The 23249-nt window shown below is 54.9% G+C and carries 23 protein-coding genes; 12 read left to right on the plus strand and 11 right to left on the minus strand.

Translation table 11 applies throughout. The features are described 5' to 3' along the window. Positions 1–24: 24 nt before the first annotated feature. The 3 genes from F1381_RS22990 to ylbJ form a co-directional block, all read right to left on the minus strand. Entirely contained in the window at positions 25–1191 is a 1167-nt protein-coding gene (locus F1381_RS22990; RefSeq protein ID WP_187355532.1) for a copper amine oxidase N-terminal domain-containing protein, read from the minus strand. Positions 1192–1353: 162 nt separating this feature from the next. Beyond that, the gene (locus F1381_RS22995; RefSeq protein WP_151737180.1) at positions 1354–2157 is read right to left on the minus strand and encodes an NAD kinase; all 804 of its coding nucleotides are present in this window, start codon (positions 2155–2157) and stop codon (positions 1354–1356) included. Between the two features lie 101 nt (positions 2158–2258). Continuing rightward, positions 2259–3500 (minus strand): sporulation integral membrane protein YlbJ, encoded by a 1242-nt coding sequence (gene ylbJ / locus F1381_RS23000; protein ID WP_151737181.1) that lies wholly within the window; start codon positions 3498–3500, stop codon positions 2259–2261. Positions 3501–4010: 510 nt separating this feature from the next. On the opposite strand from ylbJ, the gene F1381_RS23005 reads away from it, so the two are divergent. Together F1381_RS23005 and F1381_RS23010 are read left to right on the plus strand one after the other, a co-directional pair. Continuing rightward, the gene (locus tag F1381_RS23005; RefSeq protein ID WP_151737182.1) at positions 4011–4394 is read left to right on the plus strand and encodes a globin domain-containing protein; all 384 of its coding nucleotides are present in this window, start codon (positions 4011–4013) and stop codon (positions 4392–4394) included. A gap of 33 nt (positions 4395–4427) precedes the next feature. After that, a complete protein-coding gene (locus F1381_RS23010) occupies positions 4428–5126 on the plus strand; it encodes a DUF2225 domain-containing protein (protein ID WP_151737183.1) in 699 nt (232 codons plus the stop codon). Between the two features lie 99 nt (positions 5127–5225). On the opposite strand, the gene F1381_RS23015 is transcribed toward F1381_RS23010, so the two are convergent. Both F1381_RS23015 and F1381_RS23020 read right to left on the minus strand, forming a co-directional pair. Further along, positions 5226–5456 (minus strand): hypothetical protein, encoded by a 231-nt coding sequence (locus tag F1381_RS23015; protein ID WP_151737184.1) that lies wholly within the window; start codon positions 5454–5456, stop codon positions 5226–5228. Next, a complete protein-coding gene (locus F1381_RS23020; protein WP_151737185.1) occupies positions 5453–5641 on the minus strand; it encodes a YycC family protein in 189 nt (62 codons plus the stop codon). The genes F1381_RS23015 and F1381_RS23020 overlap by 4 nt, the downstream gene beginning before the upstream one ends. Positions 5642–5756: 115 nt before the next feature. Here F1381_RS23020 and F1381_RS23025 point away from each other — a divergent pair, with 115 nt between their 5' ends. Next, positions 5757–7556 (plus strand): M3 family oligoendopeptidase, encoded by a 1800-nt coding sequence (locus F1381_RS23025; RefSeq protein WP_151737186.1) that lies wholly within the window; start codon positions 5757–5759, stop codon positions 7554–7556. A gap of 345 nt (positions 7557–7901) precedes the next feature. Beyond that, positions 7902–8318: an O-methyltransferase gene (locus F1381_RS23030; protein ID WP_151737187.1), complete on the plus strand. Its 417-nt coding sequence runs from the start codon at positions 7902–7904 to the stop codon at positions 8316–8318. A 117-nt stretch (positions 8319–8435) separates the two neighbouring features. Here F1381_RS23030 and F1381_RS23035 read toward each other — a convergent pair whose 3' ends face one another. After that, complete coding sequence (locus F1381_RS23035) at positions 8436–8672, minus strand: alpha/beta-type small acid-soluble spore protein (protein ID WP_150268944.1); 237 nt, start codon at positions 8670–8672, stop codon at positions 8436–8438. 102 nt (positions 8673–8774) lie between these two features. Next, positions 8775–9746 (minus strand): aldose 1-epimerase, encoded by a 972-nt coding sequence (locus F1381_RS23040; protein WP_151737188.1) that lies wholly within the window; start codon positions 9744–9746, stop codon positions 8775–8777. A 457-nt stretch (positions 9747–10203) separates the two neighbouring features. Between F1381_RS23040 and trpS the strand changes: the two genes are divergently transcribed. Continuing rightward, on the plus strand, positions 10204–11193 hold the full coding sequence (gene trpS, locus F1381_RS23045) for a tryptophan--tRNA ligase (protein WP_151737189.1): 990 nt from the start codon (positions 10204–10206) through the stop codon (positions 11191–11193). On the opposite strand, the gene F1381_RS23050 is transcribed toward trpS, so the two are convergent. After that, the gene (locus tag F1381_RS23050) at positions 11190–11384 is read right to left on the minus strand and encodes a DUF5325 family protein (RefSeq protein WP_151737190.1); all 195 of its coding nucleotides are present in this window, start codon (positions 11382–11384) and stop codon (positions 11190–11192) included. The two genes, trpS and F1381_RS23050, sit on opposite strands and share 4 nt — an antisense overlap. A gap of 146 nt (positions 11385–11530) precedes the next feature. Continuing rightward, complete coding sequence (locus tag F1381_RS23055) at positions 11531–12532, minus strand: metal-dependent hydrolase (protein WP_151737191.1); 1002 nt, start codon at positions 12530–12532, stop codon at positions 11531–11533. 258 nt (positions 12533–12790) lie between these two features. Between F1381_RS23055 and cyoE the strand changes: the two genes are divergently transcribed. Beyond that, positions 12791–13720: a heme o synthase gene (cyoE, locus tag F1381_RS23060; RefSeq protein ID WP_151737192.1), complete on the plus strand. Its 930-nt coding sequence runs from the start codon at positions 12791–12793 to the stop codon at positions 13718–13720. An 87-nt stretch (positions 13721–13807) separates the two neighbouring features. On the opposite strand, the gene F1381_RS23065 is transcribed toward cyoE, so the two are convergent. Then, positions 13808–14164: a toprim domain-containing protein gene (locus F1381_RS23065; RefSeq protein ID WP_151737193.1), complete on the minus strand. Its 357-nt coding sequence runs from the start codon at positions 14162–14164 to the stop codon at positions 13808–13810. A gap of 258 nt (positions 14165–14422) precedes the next feature. Further along, positions 14423–15595, minus strand: coding sequence for an MFS transporter (locus tag F1381_RS23070; RefSeq protein ID WP_151737194.1), 1173 nt, complete (start codon positions 15593–15595; stop codon positions 14423–14425). A 255-nt stretch (positions 15596–15850) separates the two neighbouring features. On the opposite strand from F1381_RS23070, the gene F1381_RS23075 reads away from it, so the two are divergent. The 6 genes from F1381_RS23075 to F1381_RS23100 all read left to right on the plus strand — a co-directional run bounded on the left by F1381_RS23075 (position 15851) and on the right by F1381_RS23100 (position 23245). After that, positions 15851–16297: a hypothetical protein gene (locus F1381_RS23075; RefSeq protein WP_151737195.1), complete on the plus strand. Its 447-nt coding sequence runs from the start codon at positions 15851–15853 to the stop codon at positions 16295–16297. A 42-nt stretch (positions 16298–16339) separates the two neighbouring features. After that, entirely contained in the window at positions 16340–17485 is a 1146-nt protein-coding gene (locus F1381_RS23080; RefSeq protein ID WP_151737196.1) for a transglutaminase domain-containing protein, read from the plus strand. A gap of 178 nt (positions 17486–17663) precedes the next feature. Next, positions 17664–19742, plus strand: coding sequence for a peptidoglycan D,D-transpeptidase FtsI family protein (locus tag F1381_RS23085; RefSeq protein ID WP_151737197.1), 2079 nt, complete (start codon positions 17664–17666; stop codon positions 19740–19742). Positions 19743–19766: 24 nt separating this feature from the next. Next, positions 19767–21902 (plus strand): peptidoglycan D,D-transpeptidase FtsI family protein, encoded by a 2136-nt coding sequence (locus tag F1381_RS23090; protein ID WP_151737198.1) that lies wholly within the window; start codon positions 19767–19769, stop codon positions 21900–21902. A gap of 44 nt (positions 21903–21946) precedes the next feature. After that, positions 21947–22726: a Cof-type HAD-IIB family hydrolase gene (locus tag F1381_RS23095; RefSeq protein WP_151737199.1), complete on the plus strand. Its 780-nt coding sequence runs from the start codon at positions 21947–21949 to the stop codon at positions 22724–22726. A 33-nt stretch (positions 22727–22759) separates the two neighbouring features. Beyond that, on the plus strand, positions 22760–23245 hold the full coding sequence (locus tag F1381_RS23100; RefSeq protein ID WP_151737200.1) for a DUF456 domain-containing protein: 486 nt from the start codon (positions 22760–22762) through the stop codon (positions 23243–23245). Positions 23246–23249 lie beyond the last annotated feature (4 nt).

Below are 23249 nucleotides of genomic sequence, written 5' to 3' on the forward strand. Positions count from 1 at the left end.
TTTATGATGGATTTGGGCCAGGGACTAATTTTCCGCTCCGGCATTATAATAATCGTCGATTTTCCAGATACCGTTCTCTTTGTACATGATAAAGATGAGGGTCTGTTCATAGCTTTCTCCCGATTCGGTATCCTTGAGGGTAACCTCTGTATATACGGCAGCTTCATCGGAAGTATAGTAATAAATGTTGGAATTGTTCAGGGCGTAGCTGAAATTGTATTCGTTAAAAAATTCCTGCAAATCCGCTTTGTAATCCGCTTCGTACTCCCCGTAAGAGGTCTGCAGCGCCAGTACGCCGTCCGCGTTCTCCGTATTCATGCTCTGGTAATATTTCGTCACCAGATCCTTGATGACGGCTTCATCGCCCTGCGCCACTGGAGCGGCAGCCATGCCTTGCTCACGGGTCAACAGGACGGAAGAATCCTGCAGCTCCATATCATAAATTCTCCAGCTTCCGTTGGCACGCGTTAAGGTATATAAATAGGTATATTTCTGATCCGGCAAATAATAGCCGCCGGTGCGGACGGAAGTCTCCTCGGTATAGACGCTTGCTTCGTCTCCGTCAATACTCAACACTTTCAGATGATCGATGGACACCTTGAGGTCATAAGCCGAAAAGGTATCCTCCAGGTCGGCAATGGCCTCTGCTTTGCCCTCTGCCAAATCAATCAGCCCGTAAAAGGCGCTTGCCTTCTTATCGTTATAATATTGATTCGCTAACCGGATTACACCCGTAATTGCCGCCTCGTCGGAGGCTTTGGATACGGGAGTCTCGATGACCACGCTTCGGGTGGAGGCATTCCAGACGGCGGTGCCTCCGGTAGCCTCGGCGATGAACCGCAGCGGAACGTAGGTCGTACCTGCTTTGGTGACGGGGGCTACGGTCAGTTTCTTGACGATGCTGTCGACCGTGGCCCGGGTACTGCCTACCTTGAGGGTGATGGTCAGATCGTTGCCTTTACCGGTGACGGTGCCGCTCTTCGCGTCCCACAGAACGTTCAGTCCGAGCTTCTCGAACACGGCGCGGAAGGGAACCAGCACAGAATTATTGCTTAAATAGGGGGTACCCGCAGGAAAAGCGACATTGCTGCCATTAATGGAAACCGCAATCGGCTTCTCTGCCGCCAAGACCGGAACGGCAAGGATAAGCGCGAGTACGCTGACCGCCAGCAGGGAAAATAATCTCTTCAACATGTTCTCTCCTTTATAATTAGCAGCACTATGTAAAATAGGTTCATTATACCACCTGCATTTTTAACCTGTCTATCATTTCATGTAAGCGGCAAGCCTGTGATATGTAAAAATGAGGAAAAGAAAAACGGGAACGAAAAATCATCCCCGCATGGACATGGCCTAGATCAGAAAAGCTTCGCGGACGCGGCTCCAGAACGGAAAAGGCCGGTATCTGGCGAAGGTTATTTTTTTGTCGGATACCTGGCAGCGCACGGAGACCAGATCATCGACAGATATGTTGTTATGATCGACGGTGAGCAGCAGCCGTTGCTCCTTGCGCGAGAAGATATCGCAATGGTGGTGCTTCGGCAGCAGCAGCGGTGAACCCATTGTACGGAATACCCGGTTATTAATCGAAGCGATTTCGGCAATCTGCAGCGCCTCGATGGTAGGGTGCACCATCGCTCCGCCCAGACTCTTGTTGTAGGCGGTGCTTCCCGACGGTGTCGAAATGCACAGGCCGTCGCCCCGGAACATCTCGAAGGTCACATCGTTGATATCGACTTGAATCACAACAGTGCCGTCCACGCCCTTGAGCGTGAATTCATTCAGTGCGATATGGGAGGAAGAACCGGATTTCTTGTGGATCTCAAGCTCGAGCAGCGGGTATTTCACCATTCGCGGCTTATGCGGCCCCAGGTCGTTCACCCCGCAAATATAATCGACCAGCGTCGGGAGCTCTTCCGCCTGCCAGTCGGCATAGAAGCCCAGGTGGCCGGTATGGACACCGACGAACGCCAGATTGGGAATTTGATCGATAAAGGTATGAAAAGCATGCAGCATTGTCCCGTCGCCGCCGATGGATATGACAATTTGCGGAGACTCGGCATCCAGCTGCAGATTGCGCTTTGCCGCAAGCCGGTGGAATTGCTCCGCAAGCGAGATGGACAGCTCGTCACCGCGGTCCAGAACATAATATCTCAAGATGTGCCAAGCCCCTTTGTACTTTCTGTGATACACCGATCATAATCAATCTTGAAGCGGAACACAATATTTTAACTGCTCAAAAATGAAGTTGGGGCAGCCTAGCGCCGCCCGGCCTTGTCGGCACCGCGGAGTGCGGCGGCGAACAGGGCCAGCAGCATCGCCGCTGCCAGCAGCACTGCCAGCAGCCCCAGGCCGGCGGCCAAGCCGGCTGCCGGGGACAGACCGGCGGCTGCGGGCAGGGCGTTCCATGGGCCCTGCAGGGCGTCCATGGAACGCAGCGGCTTCCAGAGCAGCAGCAGCAGGCCCCCCGCCAGAAGAGCGTGGACCAGGCGTGCTGCCAGAAACGGCCAGTAGCGGAGCCCGGTTCCATTCAGGATGCTGGCCACCTGGGCGTGCACAGACAGGCCGCCCCAGGACAGGATGAAGGCAGCAGCCGCTGCTTTGTATTCCAGCGGTATCGACAGCGCCGCACCTCCGGCGGAGCGCGCGCCGATCGTGACCTCGAACAGACCGCTGCCCAGCGCCGCTGACAGCTCCGGCGGAATTCCGGCCAAAGGAAGCACCTGAGCGATCCCTCCGAAGAGCACGGTCAGGATGCCAGTGCGGGCCAGCAGCTCCATCAGTACATTGAAGAATACAACCAGTCCGCCTACGACAATAATAAGCTGCAGCGAAGATTGCACCGCCCCTCTGAGCAATTCGCCGAGACTGCGGCCGTCCTTGGCCCGTGCCTCGGCCATTGCGCGGAGCGCGGTGCGCAGCCGCCCGCCTTCGGCAGATACTGCGGACTGCTGCTGTCCCTTGGCTTTCTCTTCCGCATCGTCCCGCCGGCCATGAAAGGCCATCAGGAGCCCGACGATAAGGCCGCCGCCGTAATGGGCGAGGGCCAGCGTCAGGCCCAGCGAAGCATCGCGGAAGAATCCGACCGATACGGCTCCCAGCAGAAAGATCGGATCGGAGGAAGTGGTGGCAGCAACCAGCCGCTCACCTTCCACTCTGCTGATCATTCCCTGCTCGCGCAGCTTCGCGGTCAGCCGGGCGCCTACAGGATATCCCGACACATACCCCATGGCTGCAACAAAGCCCCCGGTGCCGGGGATATTAAAGAGCGGACGCATGAGCGGGTCGAGCAGGGCGCCCAGCAGATGGACTACACCGAAGCCCAGCATCAGTTCCGAGATGACGAAGAATGGGAACAGCGAAGGAAACAGAACATCCCACCAGATGGATAATCCGCGCAGAGCGGCAGCAAGAGAGCTTCCCGGATGGAACAGCATCAGCAGCATACAGCAGGCAAATCCGGCACCCAGCAGCAGGCCGGCACATTTCTTCAAGGACATGGACAACGCCTCCCGGTCTATGCCACTAGGTTATGCGGCATATAGGACAAACAGCACAAAATAACCCCACAAAGTGGAGCTTTTACATGGAAGCTGACTCAGGTACTTTGCGGGGACCCCGAATATATACTTTCTGATATGTCAAAAAAAAGGAGAAACCGCTTGCAGGAATCACTGTATTTTTGCGGTATTTATGGTATGATGGATGTATATAACGCACACCTTTTTTTAGGAATAAAACAGGGATGGAGTGATGGTGATGAGTGTTGTTGCCGGAGTTCTGGTTTGTGCTTTTGTATATGTCATCCGGTCCTCGCTCGTCCCGCCCGGTGATGAGGAATTCCGGACCTATTAATAAGCTTAAAGCGCTGAAACTTTCTGTTCAGCGCTTTTTTGTTTTGTCCGCCTTGTCCTGAACATCACTTTACGGGGCTACAAGATTCCGGGGGATATTTTGTGTATAATAAATAAAGTAGAACCGCAAATATGTATGGAAGCTGGGGATAACCGATGAATCCTAACGAGAGCCTGTATGTCAACCTGGGGGGAGCGGAAGGGTTAACCCGTCTGGTGGAGACCTTCTATGCCAAAGTGCAGCGTCACCCGGGGCTAGGGCCGCTGTTCCCGGCCGATATTACTCCTGTTATGGAGAAGCAGTATCAATTCTTGAGCCAGTTCTTCGGCGGGCCTGCACTCTTTTCGGAACAGCATGGACATCCGATGATGCGGGCCAGGCATATGCATGTCCCCATCACACCGGAGCGTGCGGAGGAATGGCTGGCCTGCATGCGTGAAGCGCTGGAGGACACCGGAATCGCTGAGCCTCTGCGCTCCGTGGTGCTTAACCGCCTTTCGGGACCGGCGCATCATTTTGTCAACACGAACGAGGGGTAGAACGGAATCCGCCCTTTGAAAGGATGAAGGCATTTGCCAGAATTAGTACCGCTCTACTCGATTAAAGTCACATGCAGCATTTGCGAGTCTGAATTTACAACCTCACGGGTACGGCCAAGCCTCAAAAAGGCGATCCGCCGCGATGCCGATTTCTGTTCCTATTACAAGGATGAGAACCCAGACTATTATGTTGTGCGGGTCTGTCCGAATTGCGGCTTTGCCTCTACAGAGAATTCAGCCGACAAGCTGAGCGAAGTGCAGCGCCAGGGTTTTTTTGAGCAGGTCGGAAAGCGCTGGGTTTCGCGTGATTTCGGCGGCAAGCGCGACTGGGCTGCGGCGCTGGAGACGTACAAGCTGGCGCTGATCTGTGCGCAAAGCATCAACGATAAGGAGCGTATCCTTGCCTCGATTCTTCACCATATCGCCTGGATGTACCGTTACACTGGTAATACGCAGCAGGAGCAGCGCTTCCTTCGCTACGCGCTGGAGGAGTATATCCGGGTCTTTGAAACGGACCTGCTGGGCGGAAACGATGCACGCCTGATGTTTCTGATCGGGGAGCTGAGCCGGCGCGTCGGAGAATTTAACGATGCTGTGCGCTGGTTCTCCCGGGTGGTCAACGACCAGCGGATTACAGACGCCGCAATGATCCGGGGCGCAAGGGAGCAATGGACGGTCCTGCGGGAACAGATGCGCGGCGACGATGCCGGTCCGGAAGGGCTGCCTGTATAGAGAGCCGGTGAACCGAAAGAAACGTGTAACAAAAACAAAGCGCGGGCAGAGAATAATCTCGGCCCGCGCTTTACGGCGGAGAGGGGATCGATGCTGCACCTAGCGTACGGCGCGGTCGAACAGCAAATAATCCCCGTCGCTGTCGATGACGCTCAGACTGGCTCCGCAGCACGGGAAGACGAGCAGCTTCTTCTTGCCTTCCCGTACGCTCTTCAGCTCTTGCGGTTTCATGGGCAGCAGTACATGTTCCTTACTGCAGAAGGGGCAATACTGTACATACAGGTCCCCTTGAAATTGGTCATAAGGCCAGGCATGACTGAAAGGAATCATTCTTCTTCCCGGGCAGTTCCGGGCGTTCCGGCGTTGCTGTCCTCTCCTGTGCCTTCCTTCTTCGACAATTCGGCAATTTTCTGCAGCAGTATGTGTTGAGGCATATGCATCAGGTGTTCCAGAGGAACGCCAAGCTGTTTGGACAAGGTTATGGCTGTTTCAGGGGAAATTTTCAGTGGACCCACTTGTAATGCCCTCCTTTAACGGATTGGTGCTAGAGTGTTTCTGCCAACTACTTTACCATGGCTGCATGACAATTACAAAGTAAACCCACGTTGATTTTGAAGGAGTGTAAACTGTATGAAATCATCTTTATCGCTTACCTGGGATCTTGATTCTATCTTTGCGGGGGGCTCCGCTTCTCCGCAGCTTGCCGAGTTTCTGCTGAAGCTGGAGAACGATCTGGAGACCTTACGGAGCCGCGTTGAAGTCAGTACCCCTCCGCTGAGCGGAGAAGAGACTTCAGCGCTGGACGCCACGTTGGAGCTGCTGCAAAGCTGTGCCGCACGACTGATCCAGGCTGCTGAATTTACCGGCTGTCTTGGAGCGCAGGACCAGCAGGACAAGGGGGCCGTGCGGCTATCTTCCAAAGTTAACGGTATGCGGGCGGCCTATCAGGGCATCAGCTCTAAATTCGACAATGTCCTGGCTCAGACGGCGGATGATGTCTGGAACGTCTGGATGGCCCGTCCGGAAATTGCCCCGATTGCCTTCGTGCTCAGTGAGAGCCGTGCCATGGCCCGGGAGAAGCTGAGTCCCGAGCTGGAGAGTCTGGCGCTTGAGCTGGCCGTAGACGGATATCACGCCTGGGGGGAACATTACGATACCATCGTCGGCGGCATTCAGATTCCGTATGAGGACGAGGACGGCACGCGGATGCTGTCTGTCGGCCAAGCCTTCAATACACTGGATAACCCGGATGCAGCCGTACGGCGGGAGATGTTCCGTAAATGGGAAGAAGCCTGGGGGGCGGCAGCTGATTATTGTGCAGACACCCTTAATCATCTTGCCGGATTCCGGATCAAGCTGTACAACGCCCGGGGCTGGGGAGATGTGCTGAAGGAGCCGCTGGCGATCAACCGGATGTCGCGTCAGACGCTGGATGTGATGTGGAAGGTGATCACTGACAGCAAGCCTCATCTGGTCGCTTATCTGCAGCGCAAGGCCAAGGTGCTGGGACTGGAATCGCTGGCCTGGGTAGATGTCGAAGCGCCTGTCGGCCAGACTTCCGGCAAAATCTCCTATGATCAGGCGGCGAACGACATTATTGCACAATTCCGCAAGTTCAGTCCTAAGATGGCGGAATTTGCCGAGCATGCTTTCGACAACAACTGGATTGAGGTTGAAGACCGTCCGGGCAAACGTCCCGGCGGATTCTGCGTTTCCTTTCCGGAAAGCAAGGAATCGCGCATTTTTATGACCTACAGCGGTACGCCGTCCAATGTTTCGACACTGGCGCATGAGCTTGGCCATGCATATCATTCCTATTTGCTGGATGACCAGCCGTACTTTAACCAGAATTATGCCATGAACGTGGCCGAGACGGCGTCAACGTTCGCGGAGATGATTGTCGCCGATGCCCAGGTCAAGGCCGCTGTGACTCCGGAAGAAAAGCTGGCCTTGCTGGAAGTGAAGATCCAGAACAGCGTAGCGTTCTTTATGAACATTCATGCCCGCTTCCTGTTCGAAACCCGGTTCTACGAGAAGCGGAAGCAGGGCCTGCTGAATGCCGGCGAATTGTCCGAGCTGATGGTGGAAGCGCAGAAGGAAGCGTTCTGCGGAGTGCTCTCCGAATACCATCCGCATTTCTGGGCTGCCAAGCTGCATTTCTACAGCACCGATGTGCCGTTCTACAACTTCCCGTATACCGTGGGATACATGTTCAGCACGGGCTTGTACCGTCTGGCGCTGCAGGAAGGGTCTTCTTTTGCCGAGAAATACGATCAGCTGTTGCGCGATACAGGGGTGATGACGCTGGAGGATCTCGTCCAGAAGCATCTTGGAGTCGATCTGGGCCAGCCGGAATTCTGGCAGGGAGCGGTGAAACTGATTGTTAAAGATATTGAAGAATTCTTGGAGATGACGAAGGAGTACGCCTGAGAAATTTGTCAAAACTGAGACAAATGCTTAAAACATTGGTCCGGCTTATCCTGTGAATAATTGGTATTAACGCGCAAAAAGCTCCCGATGGGAGCTTTTTTTATGGTCTTATATGTCGATTACGGTCGATAGATATGTAAAAAGTTGAGATTTTAACATGAAAATTACGCATATATAGTAATAAGAACCCAATTATGTTGAATAATGTTGAATGAGAAAACCGAGTCTTCTATAATGAGTCTTAAGCCTTACATATATATGCTCGCCGTTATTGACCGGCATCGTTTAAATGCATACATACTACCCTGTACCTTAAAGAAACTCGAACCCTTTAGGAGGAAGCTCATGTTAAGTACGGAACAGCTATCATTGGCAAGACAGATCGATCTGGTATTCAAGGAACTGCAGGAGGAGTTGTCCGGCCTGACCTCGGGCACTGTATTCATACAAATCCGCAACAATGCCATCGGCAAGTTCGGCATTCGCCATAATCCGCTCAGAGGACGCAGCGGCACCTTTACTGAAGACAAAAACGGGCTTAGCCCGGAGCAGCAGTCTGCTTTTCGCCTCATGGCGCTGGAGAGCCTAAACTACAAACGCCGCTGGACCCACGGGGAGATCGCCTACGATTTTGCCCTCCGCCAGGGTATGGTTATGGTCGATGCCACACTGGAGTCCAATTACAATATGGCCAATCTGATGATCCGCTACCCGCGTCAATCACAGATATCCGAGGGTCCGGAACAGTTATATAAATCATGATTCTCTGCCAAAAGCAAAAACCCGCGCGGCACTTTTCCGTAGAAAAGCACTGTGCGGGCGGGAAAACTACTCCGCCGGGTGAACGTCCGGCGGATACAAATCGGTTAAAAGATCAGGCTACTGTACGCGGCCGGAGAGTTGCTGTTCAGCCAGCTGTACAAGACGTTTGGTGATATAACCCCCCAGAGAACCAGTCTCGCGGGAAGTGTAGTTGCCGTAATAACCGTCTTGCGGGATGGTTACGCCAAGCTCCTGCGCTGCTTCAAATTTCAGCTGTTGCAACGCTGCTGTTGCTTGGGGAACGACCAGGTTATTAGAACGGCTGCTACGACCGGATTGACCTGCTTGACCCATGTTTGTCACCTCCTTCGCCCGTTGTGAAGATAGTATGGGCGCGTACGGAAGATTTCATGCACGGGTTCGGAAGTTTTGAAGGGTGGTAATTATAGGCATCCTTCAGGGCTGCGGATAGATCAGGTCGATAGAGGTGCGCAGTACTACCGTCTGTCCCGGATCCAAGGGGATCAGCCCTGTAAAGGAGGCATCCCCGGGGAGATTGGGGGCATCCGGCAGCCAGGTATAGGGCTCAATGCACAGGAAACGGTCGGCTGTCCCTTTCGTATAGACCACCCAGTGGCGGAAGTAATCCTTGTCGGCCGAATAACGCAGACCATATCCGTCCTCACGCAGCATAACGGCTTCCGCCGGACTGCTCTCGGCAATCCGCAGGATGGTATCGAGATCGGCACCTTGCAGGGGCATGCCGCCATTCAGGGACTCCAGCGGGCCAAGCGGCAGCAGGCGTCCGCTCGGCAGCAGGTCGTTATCCAGCTCATAGACACCTTGGGCCGGAAGAATCAGCTGCCAGCGTTCAGGCTGCCCGTCAATATTAAACCAGCTGTGGTAGCCGATGCCGAAGGGTACGCGGGTACCGCCCAGGTGAGTCACCTTCAGCGTCTGCTTGAGTGACGAATTCTGCAGCCGGAACGACATTTCCAGCTTCAGCGGCACAGGAAATTGCTCCATCCAGCCGGGATCATTCTCTGTCAGAAATTCGGTGACAACCGCACAGCCCTCCTCGTCCTCTTCAATATCGCTGACACACCAGCCTTGTGTCCGGTGCAGGCCGTGGATGTGATGGGCGCCTGAATTCGGCGTGAACTGATAGTCTGCTCCCTCATAGCTGAAGCTCCCCTGGCGGAGACGTCCGGGGGGGATCAGCAGCGGAATGCCGAAGTGGTACGGCTTCGCAGTATAATACTCGAGCTCGCTCTCCTCGGGCGAACGGAGGATGTCCCGCTCCTGGAGGAGATCGCGGAGCGCGATCACATTGTTGCCAAGCCGCGGCAAAAGCGTGACTTCAAGCTCCTGGCTATGCAAAATGTATGTATCATAACCGTTCCAGCGTCCTTTAGTCACCTGTTTCATAAATTTCATGCTCCTTTTATGTTACTTGAACTGCTGCGGATCAACCCATGAAATATAATCAATCATAACAGATTTTCCGCTTGCGGGAACATCCGATTTGACAACAACCCGTGTAACATCATATGATTAGTGCAACCAATCATGTCAACGTGATGACAGGGACAAGTAAGTGGGGAATGCGCTTTCAGAAAGCTGGCGGAGGATGCGAGCCAAGCAGCGTATCTTGACTGAATGGACCCTTGAGCGCCGAGTTGAACAGGACTTGAGCTTTCAGTCCGGTAGACCGGCCGGCACTTCCCCGTTACGGAAGCCAAGGCTGATCATAGTAAATTTTCTATGGAAAATCACGATGAATCAGCGAATGAGGGTGGCACCACGGTCACACGTCCCTTGCGGATGTGTGGCCTTTTTGTTGTTGTCATGGATTCGGTGAAAGAGAACGATGGAGGGGTTTAACATGACTAAAAAGGTATTGTCCGGTATCCAGCCGAGCGGCTCGCTGACGCTTGGCAACTATATCGGAGCCATTAAAAATTTCGTCAAGCTGCAAAAGGAATATGAATGTTATTTCATGGTGGTGGACCTGCATGCCATCACAGTCGCCCAGGACCCGGCTGCACTGCGCGAGAATTCCGAAGCCGTGGCCGCGCTGTATCTTGCAGCCGGCATCGATCCCAAGGTGGCACGCGTATACATGCAGTCCCATGTTCCGCAGCATGCGGAGCTTGGCTGGATGCTGACGACGCTGACAGCCATGGGTGAGCTGGAGCGGATGACCCAATTCAAAGACAAATCCTCCGGCAAGGATTCCGTTGGAGCAGGACTGTTCGTCTACCCTTCGCTGATGGCGGCGGACATTCTCGTCTATAATGCAGATCTGGTGCCGGTCGGCGAAGATCAGAAGCAGCATCTGGAATTAACCCGCGATCTGGCGGCACGGTTCAACCACCGGTTCGGTGAATTCTTCACAGTGCCGGAGCCGTATATCCCGCAGGTAGGCGCACGGATCATGTCGTTGGATGACGCCAGCAAGAAGATGAGCAAGAGCAATCCGAACGCCGGGAGCTACATTGCGCTGCTTGATCCGCCGGATGTCATCCGCAAAAAGATCAGCCGGGCTACAACCGACTCCGGCCGCGAAGTTGTCTACGATCCGGCGAACAAGCCTGAAATCAGTAATCTGATGAGCATTTATGCCGAATGCTCGGGAATGACCCTGCAGAGAATCGCCGATCAATACGAAGGCCAGATGTACGGTGGATTCAAGAAGAACCTCGGCGAGCTGCTCGTTTCGACGCTCGAGCCGATTCAGGAGAGATACCGTGAAATCCGCAGCTCCGGCACGCTGCCGGATATCCTGGCCCAGGGCGCAGAGCAGGCCCGCAGCGTTGCTTCTGCAACGCTGGCGGGCGTCAAGGAACGGATGGGGTTCCTGCCGCTGCGTTAAGCCTTCTGTCCTGCGCCGTCTTCCCGCTTGCGTCTTAGCCGGGCTTTAAGAATAAAGCCCCAGCCGATATTGAGCACGCACAGCAGGCTGAACAGCAGGACCAGCCAGATATTGAAGCTGATGGAGATGGAAGCTGCGGTAAGCAGTGCAATTGAAGAAACGGCAAACCAAAGCGAGAGACCCTTGCCCATGCGGCATTCTTCCTTTCTGCTGGCGGTTTTTCATCCACAACAAGAACCCGGAAGCGCTTGTCAGCGCTCCGGGTTCTTTGCCTGCAAGGCAGGATGTAAACGCTTTATAGTGATTGTGCCGTATCAGGGGACAGCCGTCAAGTCCATCATTGCGGGCTTGGATCAACCGCAAAGCGTTCATCCAGCTTCTCGCTGCTGAGCCACCCTACATATGAACCGAGCGGATGATAGCTGTGGTCCATTGCCAGCACGGCGACAAAAGGGAATTGCTTGCGGTGTAAATAACGGACATCTCCCCAGCGTACAATATAACCGGAGGGCAATTCCTCAACTTCGGCCACGGCGTACGATGTGAAATATAGAAAGGCCTGAATGTCGGGATGGGCCTTGGAGTGCTCGACGGCAGGATGGGTAGAGCATACCGCATGCTTGAACCACTCCAATCGCCCGTTGTTTAAGAACCCGATATTATAGCTGCCGTCCGGCTTCGCCTTAACGACATTCCAGCGCGTCGGCGAGATCGTCGGGATGACCTGATAACGGTCCCCGGCCTCATGGTGCACATCCTTCTTGCGGAGATTGCGCGTAATCTGTGCATGCACGAACGTCCGCCAGACATAATAAGCGACAATGCCGGCGTAAAGCGTAATGAAGATAGGCGCCGGGGGCGCCAGGCCGGTGACCCAGAGAATAAGGGCCGCAGCATGGCTTCCGAAGATAAAGGGGTCAAAAATGTGAATAATGTTCCAGGCGATCCATTTCTCTGTGAAAGGCCTGGCCGCCTGTGTGCCGTAAGTGTTGAACAGGTCGCTGAAGACATGCACGGCCACGCCGATAAAGCTCCACAGTGCGATATGGCTCAGCGGGTCCGGGCCGAGGAAGCCGAACAGTGGTCCGATGACGGCGGTAATCAATAGCGGCCACAGCACCAGGAATGGCAGGGAATGGGTAATTCCCCGGTGATTACGGATATACAGCGCGTTGTTCTTCTTCAGCCGCAGCGCCGTGTCGGCGTCCGGCGCCTGAGAGGCCAGCACCGTGGCGACCAGTACCGCTGCGGCGAGCCGGGGTTCTGCAGCGACGGCGGGATCGACGCTGGAAAGTCCGGCGAGGCCAAGGCCCATAACGAAATGTGTAGCGGTATCCATGGTCAGATCTCCTTTGTACGGAAGTTCTCTATTAATTACTACCCAAATTTGCATGGAGTTATTAATGGATTCGTCAATGAATTGTCGTCACGTAATTGTCAAAATGATGAACATTAAGGTCAATGATTGTCAAAGGTTTTTCGATTTTGATATGATAAAGTTAACAGCGAACGGGAATTTTAATCGAATTTTCGTTTCAAGCCGGTATTCCGGCTCTGGCGGAACGTTAAGAAGTCTCTTGAAGGAGGAACAGTGAACGTGGACAATCAAATCAGTTATCATGCTTCTTCCGATTCCGCATCCATGTCAGCCAAATCGCCGGAAGGTGCGAGCTGGCGCGATTTTATTACGGTGGCTAAGCCGGGAATTATCCGGTCCAATCTGATTGCCGCATTTGCGGGGTATTGGGTAGCTTCAGGGTGGGATGTCAATTACGGCAAATTACTCCTTACCCTGCTCGGAACGATGCTTGTGATGGCTTCGGCCTGTGTGTTTAACAATTATTTTGACCGCGATCTGGATATGAAAATGGAACGGACCCGCGAGCGCGGACTTCCTACGGGAAGACTGAAACCGGGAACGGTGCTGATCTACGCCATCGTCCTGGGCATTGCCGGTCTGGGCGTGTTGTTCGCTTTCTCGGGTGTGCTGGCCGGCCTCTTCGGCATTGTCGGCATGTTAGTATACGTCGTAATTTATACGCTCTGGCTAAAACGGACCTCAACGTGGAGCACCTCGGTCGGTGCCATTTCCGGCGCGATGCCTCCGGTCATCGGGTATGTAGCCGTTACCGGCCGGGTCGACCTGGGGGCCTGGCTGCTGTTCGCGATGCTCTTCCTGTGGCAGCCGCCGCACTTCTGGGCGCTCGGCATCCGGCGTAAGGAAGAATACCGGGCTGCGGGTTTCCCGCTGCTGCCGGTCGTCAAAGGCGTGCGCCGCACGAAGCTGCAGATGATTCCGTATGTGGCACTGCTGCTGCCGGTTCCGGTGCTGATGTACATGTATGATTATGCCGGAATCTTTTACCTGGTGATCTCGGCGGCGCTGTCACTGGCTTGGCTGTATCTGACGGTGTCCGGCTTCAAGGCGAAGGATGACGACGCCTGGGCCAAGAAAAATTTCTTCTTCTCCATTAATTACCTGACCGTCAGTTTGATCGTGCTTGTACTCAACACCATTCACGGTTAAGCTGGTTAAGCTTTACAGAACGAACGCCTTGCCGCTCCAGCCGCTTTCAGGCTTGGGCGTCTAGGCGTTTTTTTTGGTGAATCATGGCTAGCGCTCCATAAAGGGGGAGGGTGCAGGGTAAATGATGAACTCCTCCAGCCCCGCTTTTTCTAACTGGGTTATGTTGTATTCATCCGGAGTACCTTCGACGCCCGCATATCCCCGTCTGGTATAGATGTGAACGGCATCAGGAAAGGCATCGCTTAGTACGCCGCGGATTTTCTTGCCGGAGCTGTCGTTATCCATATAGAGGTATACCTCGCTGTCACCGATCTTGCGCCGCAGCGAATCCAGCTTCAGTGTGTTTAATGTTCCGAATGTGCACAGAATCTCGACCTCATCCGTCAGCAGTCGGCGCAGCCGGCTGCGGTCGTTTTTGCCTTCGACGATGATTGTAATGGACATCTTCCGTCACCTCCGCGTGTTTGTGTGATATTGATTTATGCAGGGCTGCAACTTCGCTTCGTCCATTGCTGGTCTGGCTTATAGTTATTTTATCTAATATACTCCGGAATTAACAGCGGAGCTGCGTTGTCATCATTCCCCGGGAAATGTCGTAAACGGATATGTTCGCGGATTAAAAAAATCACCCATGCTCTGGGAGCACAGGTGATTCAGGCTGCAAGCGCTGAGCTTTCGGTCTGTAAGGTTATTTCACAGCTGTCATGCGGCATGGCTGTTCAAATCGGCGTGATAACGCGGAGCATGGCCGGTGCTTTTTGGCGGAAGCAGCAGCAGGGCGGTCATCAGCAGCACAAAGGCGATGAAGTAGGGGGAGACGCTTTGCCGCAGCTGTCCGGCGATGACGGGACCGGCAAAGGCACCCAGCGACATGGCGATCGACTGGAACGAGAAGATGCGCCCCATCTTCCCGCTGCCTCCCAGGCTGATGAAGAGTGAGGCCATCGCCGGAAAGAGCACTCCTTTGGCCGCGCCCAGCAGAAACAGCAGAATGCTTGCGGGAATTGCCTCCCAGGCGGCGAGCGCGAAGAAGAGCAGCGCCATGGCGAGCAGCGCAAAGGTGATGCGTACGCCGGGTGCCAGGCGGTTCAGAAAGAGCAGGCTGAGCGTTACCAGTGCGCCAATGCTCATCAGCGAGAGCAGAATGCCGGTCGAGACGATTCCGTCAGCGCCCTGGGAGAGCGGCAGCTCGAAGAACAGCACCCCTTGAGAGCAGGAAACGAAGAAAGGCAGCAGAAAGTAACGTTTGGACACGCGAAGAGAGGCGGGCTCCAGGGTGCCGGGCTGCTCCTGCGGTGGCTCCGCTTTCTTCAGCTTCACTCCGGCGGCAGCGTGGCGCGGGACGCTGAAGAAGGCCATGACACCGGTGGCGATCAGCAGCCAGCCGAGCGTGGCGAAGGTGCCGGAATATCCGGCCCGGTGCACGATGAAGGCGCCGGCGGCGGGCGAGACGACCGAGGCCAGCGTGTGGATGATGCCGTGGCCGGACATATATTTGCCCTGGGTCGCCGGGTCGGAGGAGAGCGAGGCCAGCAGCGTCATGCAGGCCGGCGAGAGGAAAGCGAGCGCAAAGCCGCTGGCCGCCCGCAGCAGCAGCAGATGCCACGGGAGCTGCGCATGTGCCTGCAGCAGCAGAATACAGCCGGCTGCCACCAGCGAGAAGACAATGTAGCGGCGGCTGCCGTTCTTGTCGACAAGGACGCCGGCCATGAGATTGCCCGGAAGATGGGTCAGTGAATACATGCCCATCATCCAGCCGATAAACGCCGGCCCTGCCCCCAGAGAGATGGCGAACGGCGTCAGAATGGGGTACTGTGCATGCAGATCGAAGAAAGCGAGAAAGAGAAACAGGTACAGCCATAATGCAGTCTTCACGGGATACACCTCCGAAATGGCCGGCCGCCTGCGCTTCGCGCAACAGGCAGGCGCTTAGGGATTATGGGTGATACAGGCCTACTTGTACTGTACGTGAACTTTTGGGGGCTTATACCCATTTATATTTAATATTGCAGAATAGGTCCCCGAGTTTATTAAAGAAGTCATTCATGTATAATAATGATAGTATTGAAGTCTTAAGAGACTGGCGGTCTCTTGGTTGATGAAATTAACGACAGGGGTGTTATGAATTTGATGGATCCGGAAGTTTGGTCGCAGTTTATCAGAGAGAACTGGCTGGTCATCGTAATTGCTCTCGTACTGCTTTTTGCCGTAATTAATCTGGTCAAAACCGTATTGAAATGGGCGATTGTCATCGTCATTGTCGCCGGTCTGTTCATCTACAGCGGTGTAACGATGGAGCAGATCGGGGACGCTGTGAATAAAGTGACGGACAGCACGGTAAACACACTGAAGAGCGAAGCCCAGGAGATGATGCTCAGTGAAGCGAAGGAAGCGAAGTATACCTCGGCCGGAGACGGCACCTATACCATTACAACGCCAAATCTGGAAGTGAAGGGCGCTGCGGGCAACGATAAGGTGGAGGTCATCTTCCGCGGCGTCAGTCTCGGACAATGGAGCGTAACCGATACGACCAAGGCTTTTATTGATGAGGCCCGCAAGAACGGAGCCGGAAGTTAACTGTAAGTTCTGCAGCTAGAAGCTGGAAAAGGAGGAGAAGACATGCTGAACCGCTGGATGGACAGCATTGGAGAAATTGACGTAATCACCATCATCCTGCTGCTTGTCGTGCTCTTCTCGCTGGTGCAGGGCTGGAGCCGGGGGTTCGCCCGGGCGGCTGGAGGGTTGTTCGGCCTGCTGGGCAGCGGCCTGCTTGCCGCGGCTTCGCTGGCCCTGGCCGTTCCGGCCGCAGTGTATATGTCACCGGCGGCCGGGAGCTGGGCCGAAGGCGTGCAGCTTCCGGACGAAACGCTGAGCGGCTGGCAGCAGGTCTACTATACGGCTGTGTCCGTACTTGCAGGATCACCGGTCGTGCGGTTTCTGCTGATCCTGCTGCTGGCCTACCTGCTGATCCGTCTCATACTCGGGCTTCTGCTCATGCTGCTGCCGCTGTCTTTGCCCCGCCGCTCAAAGGGCTGGGGCGAGCGGAGAATCACGCCGGCCAGCCGCCTGAGCGGAGCGGTTATCGGCTTCGGCATCGGGCTTGTCCGGGGGTTGGTCCTGGTGTTTATCCTGTACTTGGGCGTAGCGCTGAATCCGGACAGCGGCTTCAGCCGCTATGTGGAGTCCTCGCCGCTGTACCGCCAGAGTGCGGCAGCGGTGTTCGAGCCGCTGGGGGCCGAACAGGTACGGGGGAAGCTGCCCGTACTGACTGAAGCCGTCAGCGCGGAGATGAATGACATTCTCCGGCGCAAATATGAAGTCATTGACCATGCGATTTCGCCCGATATTGAAGGGGCGGCGGCTGATATCGCCGGCGCGGCGGGAAGCGACGAGGAGAAAGCGCGGCTGCTGTACGACTGGGTCGGGTCGCGGATTGCCTATGATTATGACAAGGCCGAGAACTATGTGCAGAACCGGGTCTGGAAGGAGCAGTCGCCTCAGGACACATTCGATACGAAGCTGGGCGTCTGCATCGATTACGCCCGGCTTTATGCGGTCATGGCCCGTTCGCAAGGATTGCAGGTCCGCGTTGTTACGGGGCTGGGCTATGACGGTCAAGGGGGCTCTGGGGCGCATGCCTGGAACGAAGTGTATCTAAGCGAGAAAGAGAAGTGGATTCCGCTGGACGCCACCTGGGCGGGCAGCGGAGACTGGTTCAATAATCAGGATTTTGCCGAAACCCATGTGAAAGAGAACGTGCTGTGACAAACAGGCGCAAGCCTTGGCCGATATGGTACAATAACTGATGATCCCGTTCGCTGCGTGTATGCAGAATTCCGGGAGTCATCAGCACTATGATAAAGCGTAACTTCCGGCAGCGGTGAGAGGGAACATGAATTGAAGGAAGGCACGCTTACTTTGATTTATTAGGAGCGAATTGCCTGTGAAATGGTTCGATCATCCGGGGTCTCAGCCGGACCAGGCGGCGGGCCGCGGCTCGCTTGCGCTGCGCGTCAATTTGTTTTTCTTCGGCACCTTTACGATTTTCTGCGTCATCATTGTCCGTCTGGCTGTTATTCAATTTGTCGAAGGACCGACTTTATCGGAAGAAGAGGTCAGCAGGGAGACTAAGACGGTGCCTTTGTCGGCGAGCCGCGGCGTCATCTATGCCGCCGCCGGGGAGAGGCTGGCTTATTCTACACCGGTTCAATCGCTTTATATTACGCTGACTTCAGAATATACCGCCAAGGCGAAGAATAAAGAAACGAATCAATATGAATTCACCGCCGCAGCGGTGGCCAATACGCAATCGCTGGCCGGCCGTCTGGCCGAAGTGTTCGGAAAGTACGGGGACCCTGCAGGTGTACAGATGACATCTGCGGATGTTATTGATGCGCTTGATCTGAATTTCCGCACCTCGCTCGGCTATGTCCCGCGCCGGATCAAAGCCGGCCTCTCCAACAAAGAGGTCGCCTACTTCATGGAGCACAAGGAGCAATATCCGGGCTTGACCATCGTTGAGGAATCCACAAGGCATTACGACAAGGATACGGTGGCCGTGCAGACTGTCGGGTACGTCAAGCTCTTCAAATCGACCGAAGAGCTGGCGATGTATCAGAATATCCGCAGTGCGATGAAGAAGCAGGACGCCGATCCCGGCCTGGTCTATAAAGAGGATGAATTTGTCGGCTTCGACGGGCTGGAGCGGCAGTACCAGCGGGAGCTGCGCGGCAAGAACGGCTATCAGACCGTTTCGGTCACCCCGCAGAATATGGCGGAGGAGGTACTGGAATCCGTACCTCCCGTTAAGGGCAACGATATCTGGCTGACCATCAACAAGAGTATTCAGTTGAAGACCGAGCAGGCCATTCTGGACCAGATCGATTGGCTGCATACGCATCCGGTGCAGGGAAAGACCCATCCCGATGCACTCACGGGTTATGCCGTAGCGATGGAAGTCGATACAGGAAACATCGTCGCCATGGCGAGCATGCCGGATTACGACACGAATATATGGTCGTCCGGCACACTGGACCCCAAAGTATGGAATAAAATTATGAATAATTATTTGAATGGCACCATTACGGATACGACCTCGGGAAGATCGGGGAACGGTCTGGGCTCGATCATATATATGGGCTCCACCATTAAGCCGCTAAGCGTACTGATCGGGCTGAAGGAGGGCTTCTTCGGGACGACGTACACCTATCCGGATAAAGGGATTGCTTATTTCGGCAGGGACAACAACTCTTCCGTGCGCAATGCCAGCGGTCACGGGACAGGTCCCCTGAGCCCGGCGAAAGCCATTCAGGAATCCTCCAATACGTTCATGGTCGATATGGTCGGCAATCCGATGTTCCGGAAGTACGGCGATGCGGGCGTGGAAATCTGGGATCAATATATGAAAGCCTTCGGCCTCGGCATCACCACCGGAAGCGGGCTGCCCGGGGAGAAGAGCGGAATCCGCGATCATCTTAAGATTGAGGAGGCAGGAAGCTCCCAGGCGGCGCTGGTCCATGCTTCCTTCGGCCAGAAAGGCGGATACACGGCGCTGCAATTGGCCCAGTATACAGCGACGCTGGCCAACGAGGGCGAACGCATCAAGCCGCAGCTGGTCAGCAGAATTACGGACAGCAAAGGCAAGACAGTGCAGGCGTTCGGCCGTGAAGTACTGGACCGGATCGAATTTGCCTCCGCCTATTGGAAAGTAATCAAACAGGGGATGAACACAAAGGTCAGCGCCTTTGAGGACTTCCCTTACGATTTCGCGCGCAAGACCGGCACCTCGGAAATGATCGCGGGCAAAGCTGTACGGGACAACGGAGTGTTCATTGCCTATGCGCCCCGCGAGGAGCCTAAGCTGGCTGTAGCGGTCATCATCCCCGAGGGCGGCTTCGGTTCGAACAGTGCCGCTCCGGTCGCACGTAAGATCTTCGACGCCTATGACTGGGAATACGGTCTGGACGGCATCCCGAAGAAGAATCTGCCGGCATCTCCGGATACAGCCGAAACGGAACAATAACAACTAAGACAAGGAGTGAAAGCAGTGAGTCTTTTCCGCAAGCAGGCCGCACCCACAGAGGAGAACAGCACCAAGAGCACTTTAGGCCTGCGGATCAACGTGTTCTTTTTCGGCACGTTTCTGATCTTCTGTGTCATTATCATCCGTCTTGCCGTCTTACAGTTTGTCGAAGGCCCTACGCTTACGGAAGTGGAGACGAGCCGTGACACCAAGAACGTGCCGCTCGCGGCGGTCCGCGGAGAAATCAAGGCGGCCGGCGGAGAACCGATTGCCTATTCGACCCCGGTACAGTCTTTGTACATTACATTGACTACGCAATACACCTCCAAAGTTACCGATAAAGCAACGGGCAAGACGACGCTGTCTCCCGAAGCCGAGGCCAATGCCAATGAGCTGGCGTCCCGGCTGGTGGCTGAATTCAATCAATACGGCGACCCGAACGGGGTGAAGCTGACCGAAGAGGATGTCATTGATTCGATGGACCTGTATTTCAAGAAATATTCCGGTTTCATGGCCCGGCGGATCAAAGCGGATCTGACCGAAGCGGAAGTGGCGTATTTCATGGAGCACAAGGCGGAGTATCCGGGGATTGAGATTGTGGAAGAGAGCATCCGTCATTATGACAAAGACACGGTGGCGGTGCAGACGGTAGGTTATATCAAGCCGTTCAAGTCCTCGGGTACACTCAATATTTACAAGAATATTGCGAACGCCATGAAGAAGATTGATGCCGATCCGGGGCTGAATTACAAAGACGACGAGTTCGTCGGCTATGACGGCCTGGAGCTGCAATATCAGCGTGAGCTGCGCGGCAAGAACGGGTATCAGGTGATCTCGGTCAATCCGCAGAATATGGCTGAGCAGGTAGAGGAAGTTGTGCCTCCGGTCAAAGGCAACGATGTCTGGATGACGATCAACAAGGATATTCAGATGAAGACCGAGCAGGCGATTCTCGACCAGATTGATTGGCTGCATACCCATCCGGTGCAGGGCAAAACACATCCCGACGCATTGACCGGCTACGCGGTCGCGATGGAAGTGGACACCGGAAATGTGGTGGCGATGGCCAGCATGCCGGACTACGATACCAATGTGTGGACTGCAGAGAAGATGGATACTGAAGTCTGGAACAAAATTATGGGTAATTATCAGAACGGTACAATTACACCGTATTCCTCCGGGATGTCCGGCAACGGGTTCGGTTCAACGGTTCTGCTCGGTTCAACCATCAAGCCGCTCAGTGTGCTGATCGGGCTTAACGAAGGCTTTTTCAGCACGACGAGCACTTATCAGGACAGAGGGATTGCCTATTTCGGTAAAAATGACGCCTCTTCCGTGCGGAATTCCTCCGGGCACGTCTACGGTTTAATGGACCCTTCGCGGGCGATTGAGAAGTCGTCCAACGCGTTCATGGTGGATATGGTCGGCAAGAAGCTGTACGAAGAGTACCAGAGCAAGGGCATTGAAATCTGGGATCAGTACATGAAGGAATTCGGGCTCGGCGTATCTACCAAAAGCGGTCTGCCCAACGAATATCTGGGACAGATCAACTATACGAATACGAAGGCCGCAGGCAGCGCCCAGGCGGCGCTGGTCTACGCCTCCTTCGGCCAGCAGGGCAGCTACACCGTGCTGCAGCTGGCCCAGTACGCTACAACGCTGGCGAATGAAGGCATTCGCATCAAGCCGCAGCTCGTCAGCAAGATTACGGACCCGGAAGGCAACGTCGTCAAGGAATTTAACCGCGAGGTGCTCGATGCGGCCACCTCCTTCGACGAGTCTTACTGGAAGGAGATCAAGAAGGGCATGAACAGTGACGTTACGGCCTTCTCTGATTTTGAGTATGATTTTGCCCGTAAGACCGGTACCTCCCAGCAGGAGTATTATGTGAAGGGGCGTAAGGAACTGGCCGACAACGGGGTCTTTATCGCCTTCGCTCCGCGGGAGAATCCGAAGCTGGCCGTTGCCGTAGTAATCCCCGAAGGGGGCTTCGGCTCGAACAGTGCCGCACCGGTGGCGCGTAAAATTTTTGACGCTTACGATTGGGAATACGGTCTGGACGGGGTACCGAAGAAGAGCCTGGAGAACAACGCAGACGGTGCTGAGAACGGTACAGCCGGACAGGCGGAGAATGCGGACGCTGCAAACAACGGTAACTGATCTTGGGATTTTTAGATAGAACACATAGAATGGAGGGATGGCAGATGACTGCCAAATACCGCCTGCTTGCCCTGGATATGGATGGGACCCTGCTGAATGATGAACAGATCATTACTCCGCTTACGGTGGAGTGGATCAAGAAAGCGGTCGATGCAGGCGTGCATGTCTGCCTGTCGACCGGCCGCGCTTCGCGCAGCGCCATGCCCTATGCCGAACAACTGGGGCTGAAGACACCGATGATTATGGTCAACGGCAGTGAGGTATGGCGCGCGCCTTATGAGCTGTACCGTCGTTCGCTGATGGATCCGGCGCTGGTTCAACAGATGTACAACCTGGCTCAGGAATTTGGCGTATGGTACTGGGCCTATTCGGTGGACGAAGTGTATAACAAGCGCAACTGGGACGGCAATATTGAGGGACGGGAATGGCTGAAATTCGGCTATTCCACCGAGGACCATGAGATCCGCCACCAATTGCTGCTGCGGCTGCAGGACATGGGCGGACTGGAGATTACGAACTCCTCGCCGCAGAATCTGGAGATCAATCCGCTGGGCGTCAACAAGGCATCCGGCATCCGCGAGGTATGCAAGCTGCTTGGGGTAGAGATGTCGCAGGTCGTTGCAGTGGGCGACAGCCTGAACGATCTGTCGGCCATCCAGCAGGCCGGCCTCGGCGTGGCGATGGGCAATGCCCAGGAGACCGTCAAGCAGGAAGCCGATGTCGTGACCGCCTCGAACAATGAAGACGGCATCGCCGAGGTGATCCGGAAGTATATTCTGACCGGAAATGAAGCGGAAACGGATGCCTTGCGTATAACGGAATAAAGTTACCCTGACAAAAAAGTTGGAGGGAATCAAATGACGATTCTGGGCTGGTTTCTGATTATTCTGTTATTTGTGGTTGGCCTGGCCGGTGCGGTATATCCGATTCTGCCGGGTGCACTGGCGATTTATCTGGCCTTTTTCGTGTACGGCTGGTTCTTCTCGTTCAGCTCTTTCGGGTTCGTATTCTGGACTGTTCAGACGCTGATTGTGATCGTCCTCTTCGTGGCGGATTATGTGGTGGGGGCGTGGGGAGTCAAGAAATTCGGCGGTTCACGCCATTCGGTGATCGGCAGCACAATCGGCCTGATCATCGGACCGTTTCTGATTCCGGCCTTTGGTCTGATTATTGGTCCGTTTATCGGTGCCTTTGTTGGAGAAATGATTGCCGGCTCCCGGCCGGGTAAAGCCGTCAAGGTCAGCTTTGGCTCGCTCCTGGGCCTGTTCAGCAGCACGGTGGTCAAGATTGTGCTGCAGGTTGCAATGGTCATCCTCTTCTTCATCTGGATCGGCCTATATTAAATAA

Source organism: Paenibacillus tengchongensis, assembly GCF_008973665.1.
Lineage (GTDB): Bacteria > Bacillota > Bacilli > Paenibacillales > Paenibacillaceae > Paenibacillus_AQ > Paenibacillus_AQ tengchongensis.

What these genes read in the sequence shown, in the direction of transcription:
- ylbJ (WP_151737181.1), bottom strand. Translation starts at nt 3,500, where the DNA reads ATGTCCTTGAAGAAATGTGCCGGCCTGCTGCTGGGTGCCGGATTTGCC.
- F1381_RS23005 (WP_151737182.1), top strand. Translation starts at nt 4,011, where the DNA reads ATGAATCCTAACGAGAGCCTGTATGTCAACCTGGGGGGAGCGGAAGGG.
- F1381_RS23015 (WP_151737184.1), bottom strand. Translation starts at nt 5,456, where the DNA reads ATGATTCCTTTCAGTCATGCCTGGCCTTATGACCAATTTCAAGGGGAC.
- F1381_RS23025 (WP_151737186.1), top strand. Translation starts at nt 5,757, where the DNA reads ATGAAATCATCTTTATCGCTTACCTGGGATCTTGATTCTATCTTTGCG.
- F1381_RS23030 (WP_151737187.1), top strand. Translation starts at nt 7,902, where the DNA reads ATGTTAAGTACGGAACAGCTATCATTGGCAAGACAGATCGATCTGGTA.
- F1381_RS23035 (WP_150268944.1), bottom strand. Translation starts at nt 8,672, where the DNA reads ATGGGTCAAGCAGGTCAATCCGGTCGTAGCAGCCGTTCTAATAACCTG.
- F1381_RS23040 (WP_151737188.1), bottom strand. Translation starts at nt 9,746, where the DNA reads ATGAAACAGGTGACTAAAGGACGCTGGAACGGTTATGATACATACATT.
- trpS (WP_151737189.1), top strand. Translation starts at nt 10,204, where the DNA reads ATGACTAAAAAGGTATTGTCCGGTATCCAGCCGAGCGGCTCGCTGACG.
- F1381_RS23050 (WP_151737190.1), bottom strand. Translation starts at nt 11,384, where the DNA reads ATGGGCAAGGGTCTCTCGCTTTGGTTTGCCGTTTCTTCAATTGCACTG.
- F1381_RS23055 (WP_151737191.1), bottom strand. Translation starts at nt 12,532, where the DNA reads ATGGATACCGCTACACATTTCGTTATGGGCCTTGGCCTCGCCGGACTT.
- F1381_RS23065 (WP_151737193.1), bottom strand. Translation starts at nt 14,164, where the DNA reads ATGTCCATTACAATCATCGTCGAAGGCAAAAACGACCGCAGCCGGCTG.
- F1381_RS23075 (WP_151737195.1), top strand. Translation starts at nt 15,851, where the DNA reads ATGGATCCGGAAGTTTGGTCGCAGTTTATCAGAGAGAACTGGCTGGTC.
- F1381_RS23080 (WP_151737196.1), top strand. Translation starts at nt 16,340, where the DNA reads ATGCTGAACCGCTGGATGGACAGCATTGGAGAAATTGACGTAATCACC.
- F1381_RS23095 (WP_151737199.1), top strand. Translation starts at nt 21,947, where the DNA reads ATGACTGCCAAATACCGCCTGCTTGCCCTGGATATGGATGGGACCCTG.
- F1381_RS23100 (WP_151737200.1), top strand. Translation starts at nt 22,760, where the DNA reads ATGACGATTCTGGGCTGGTTTCTGATTATTCTGTTATTTGTGGTTGGC.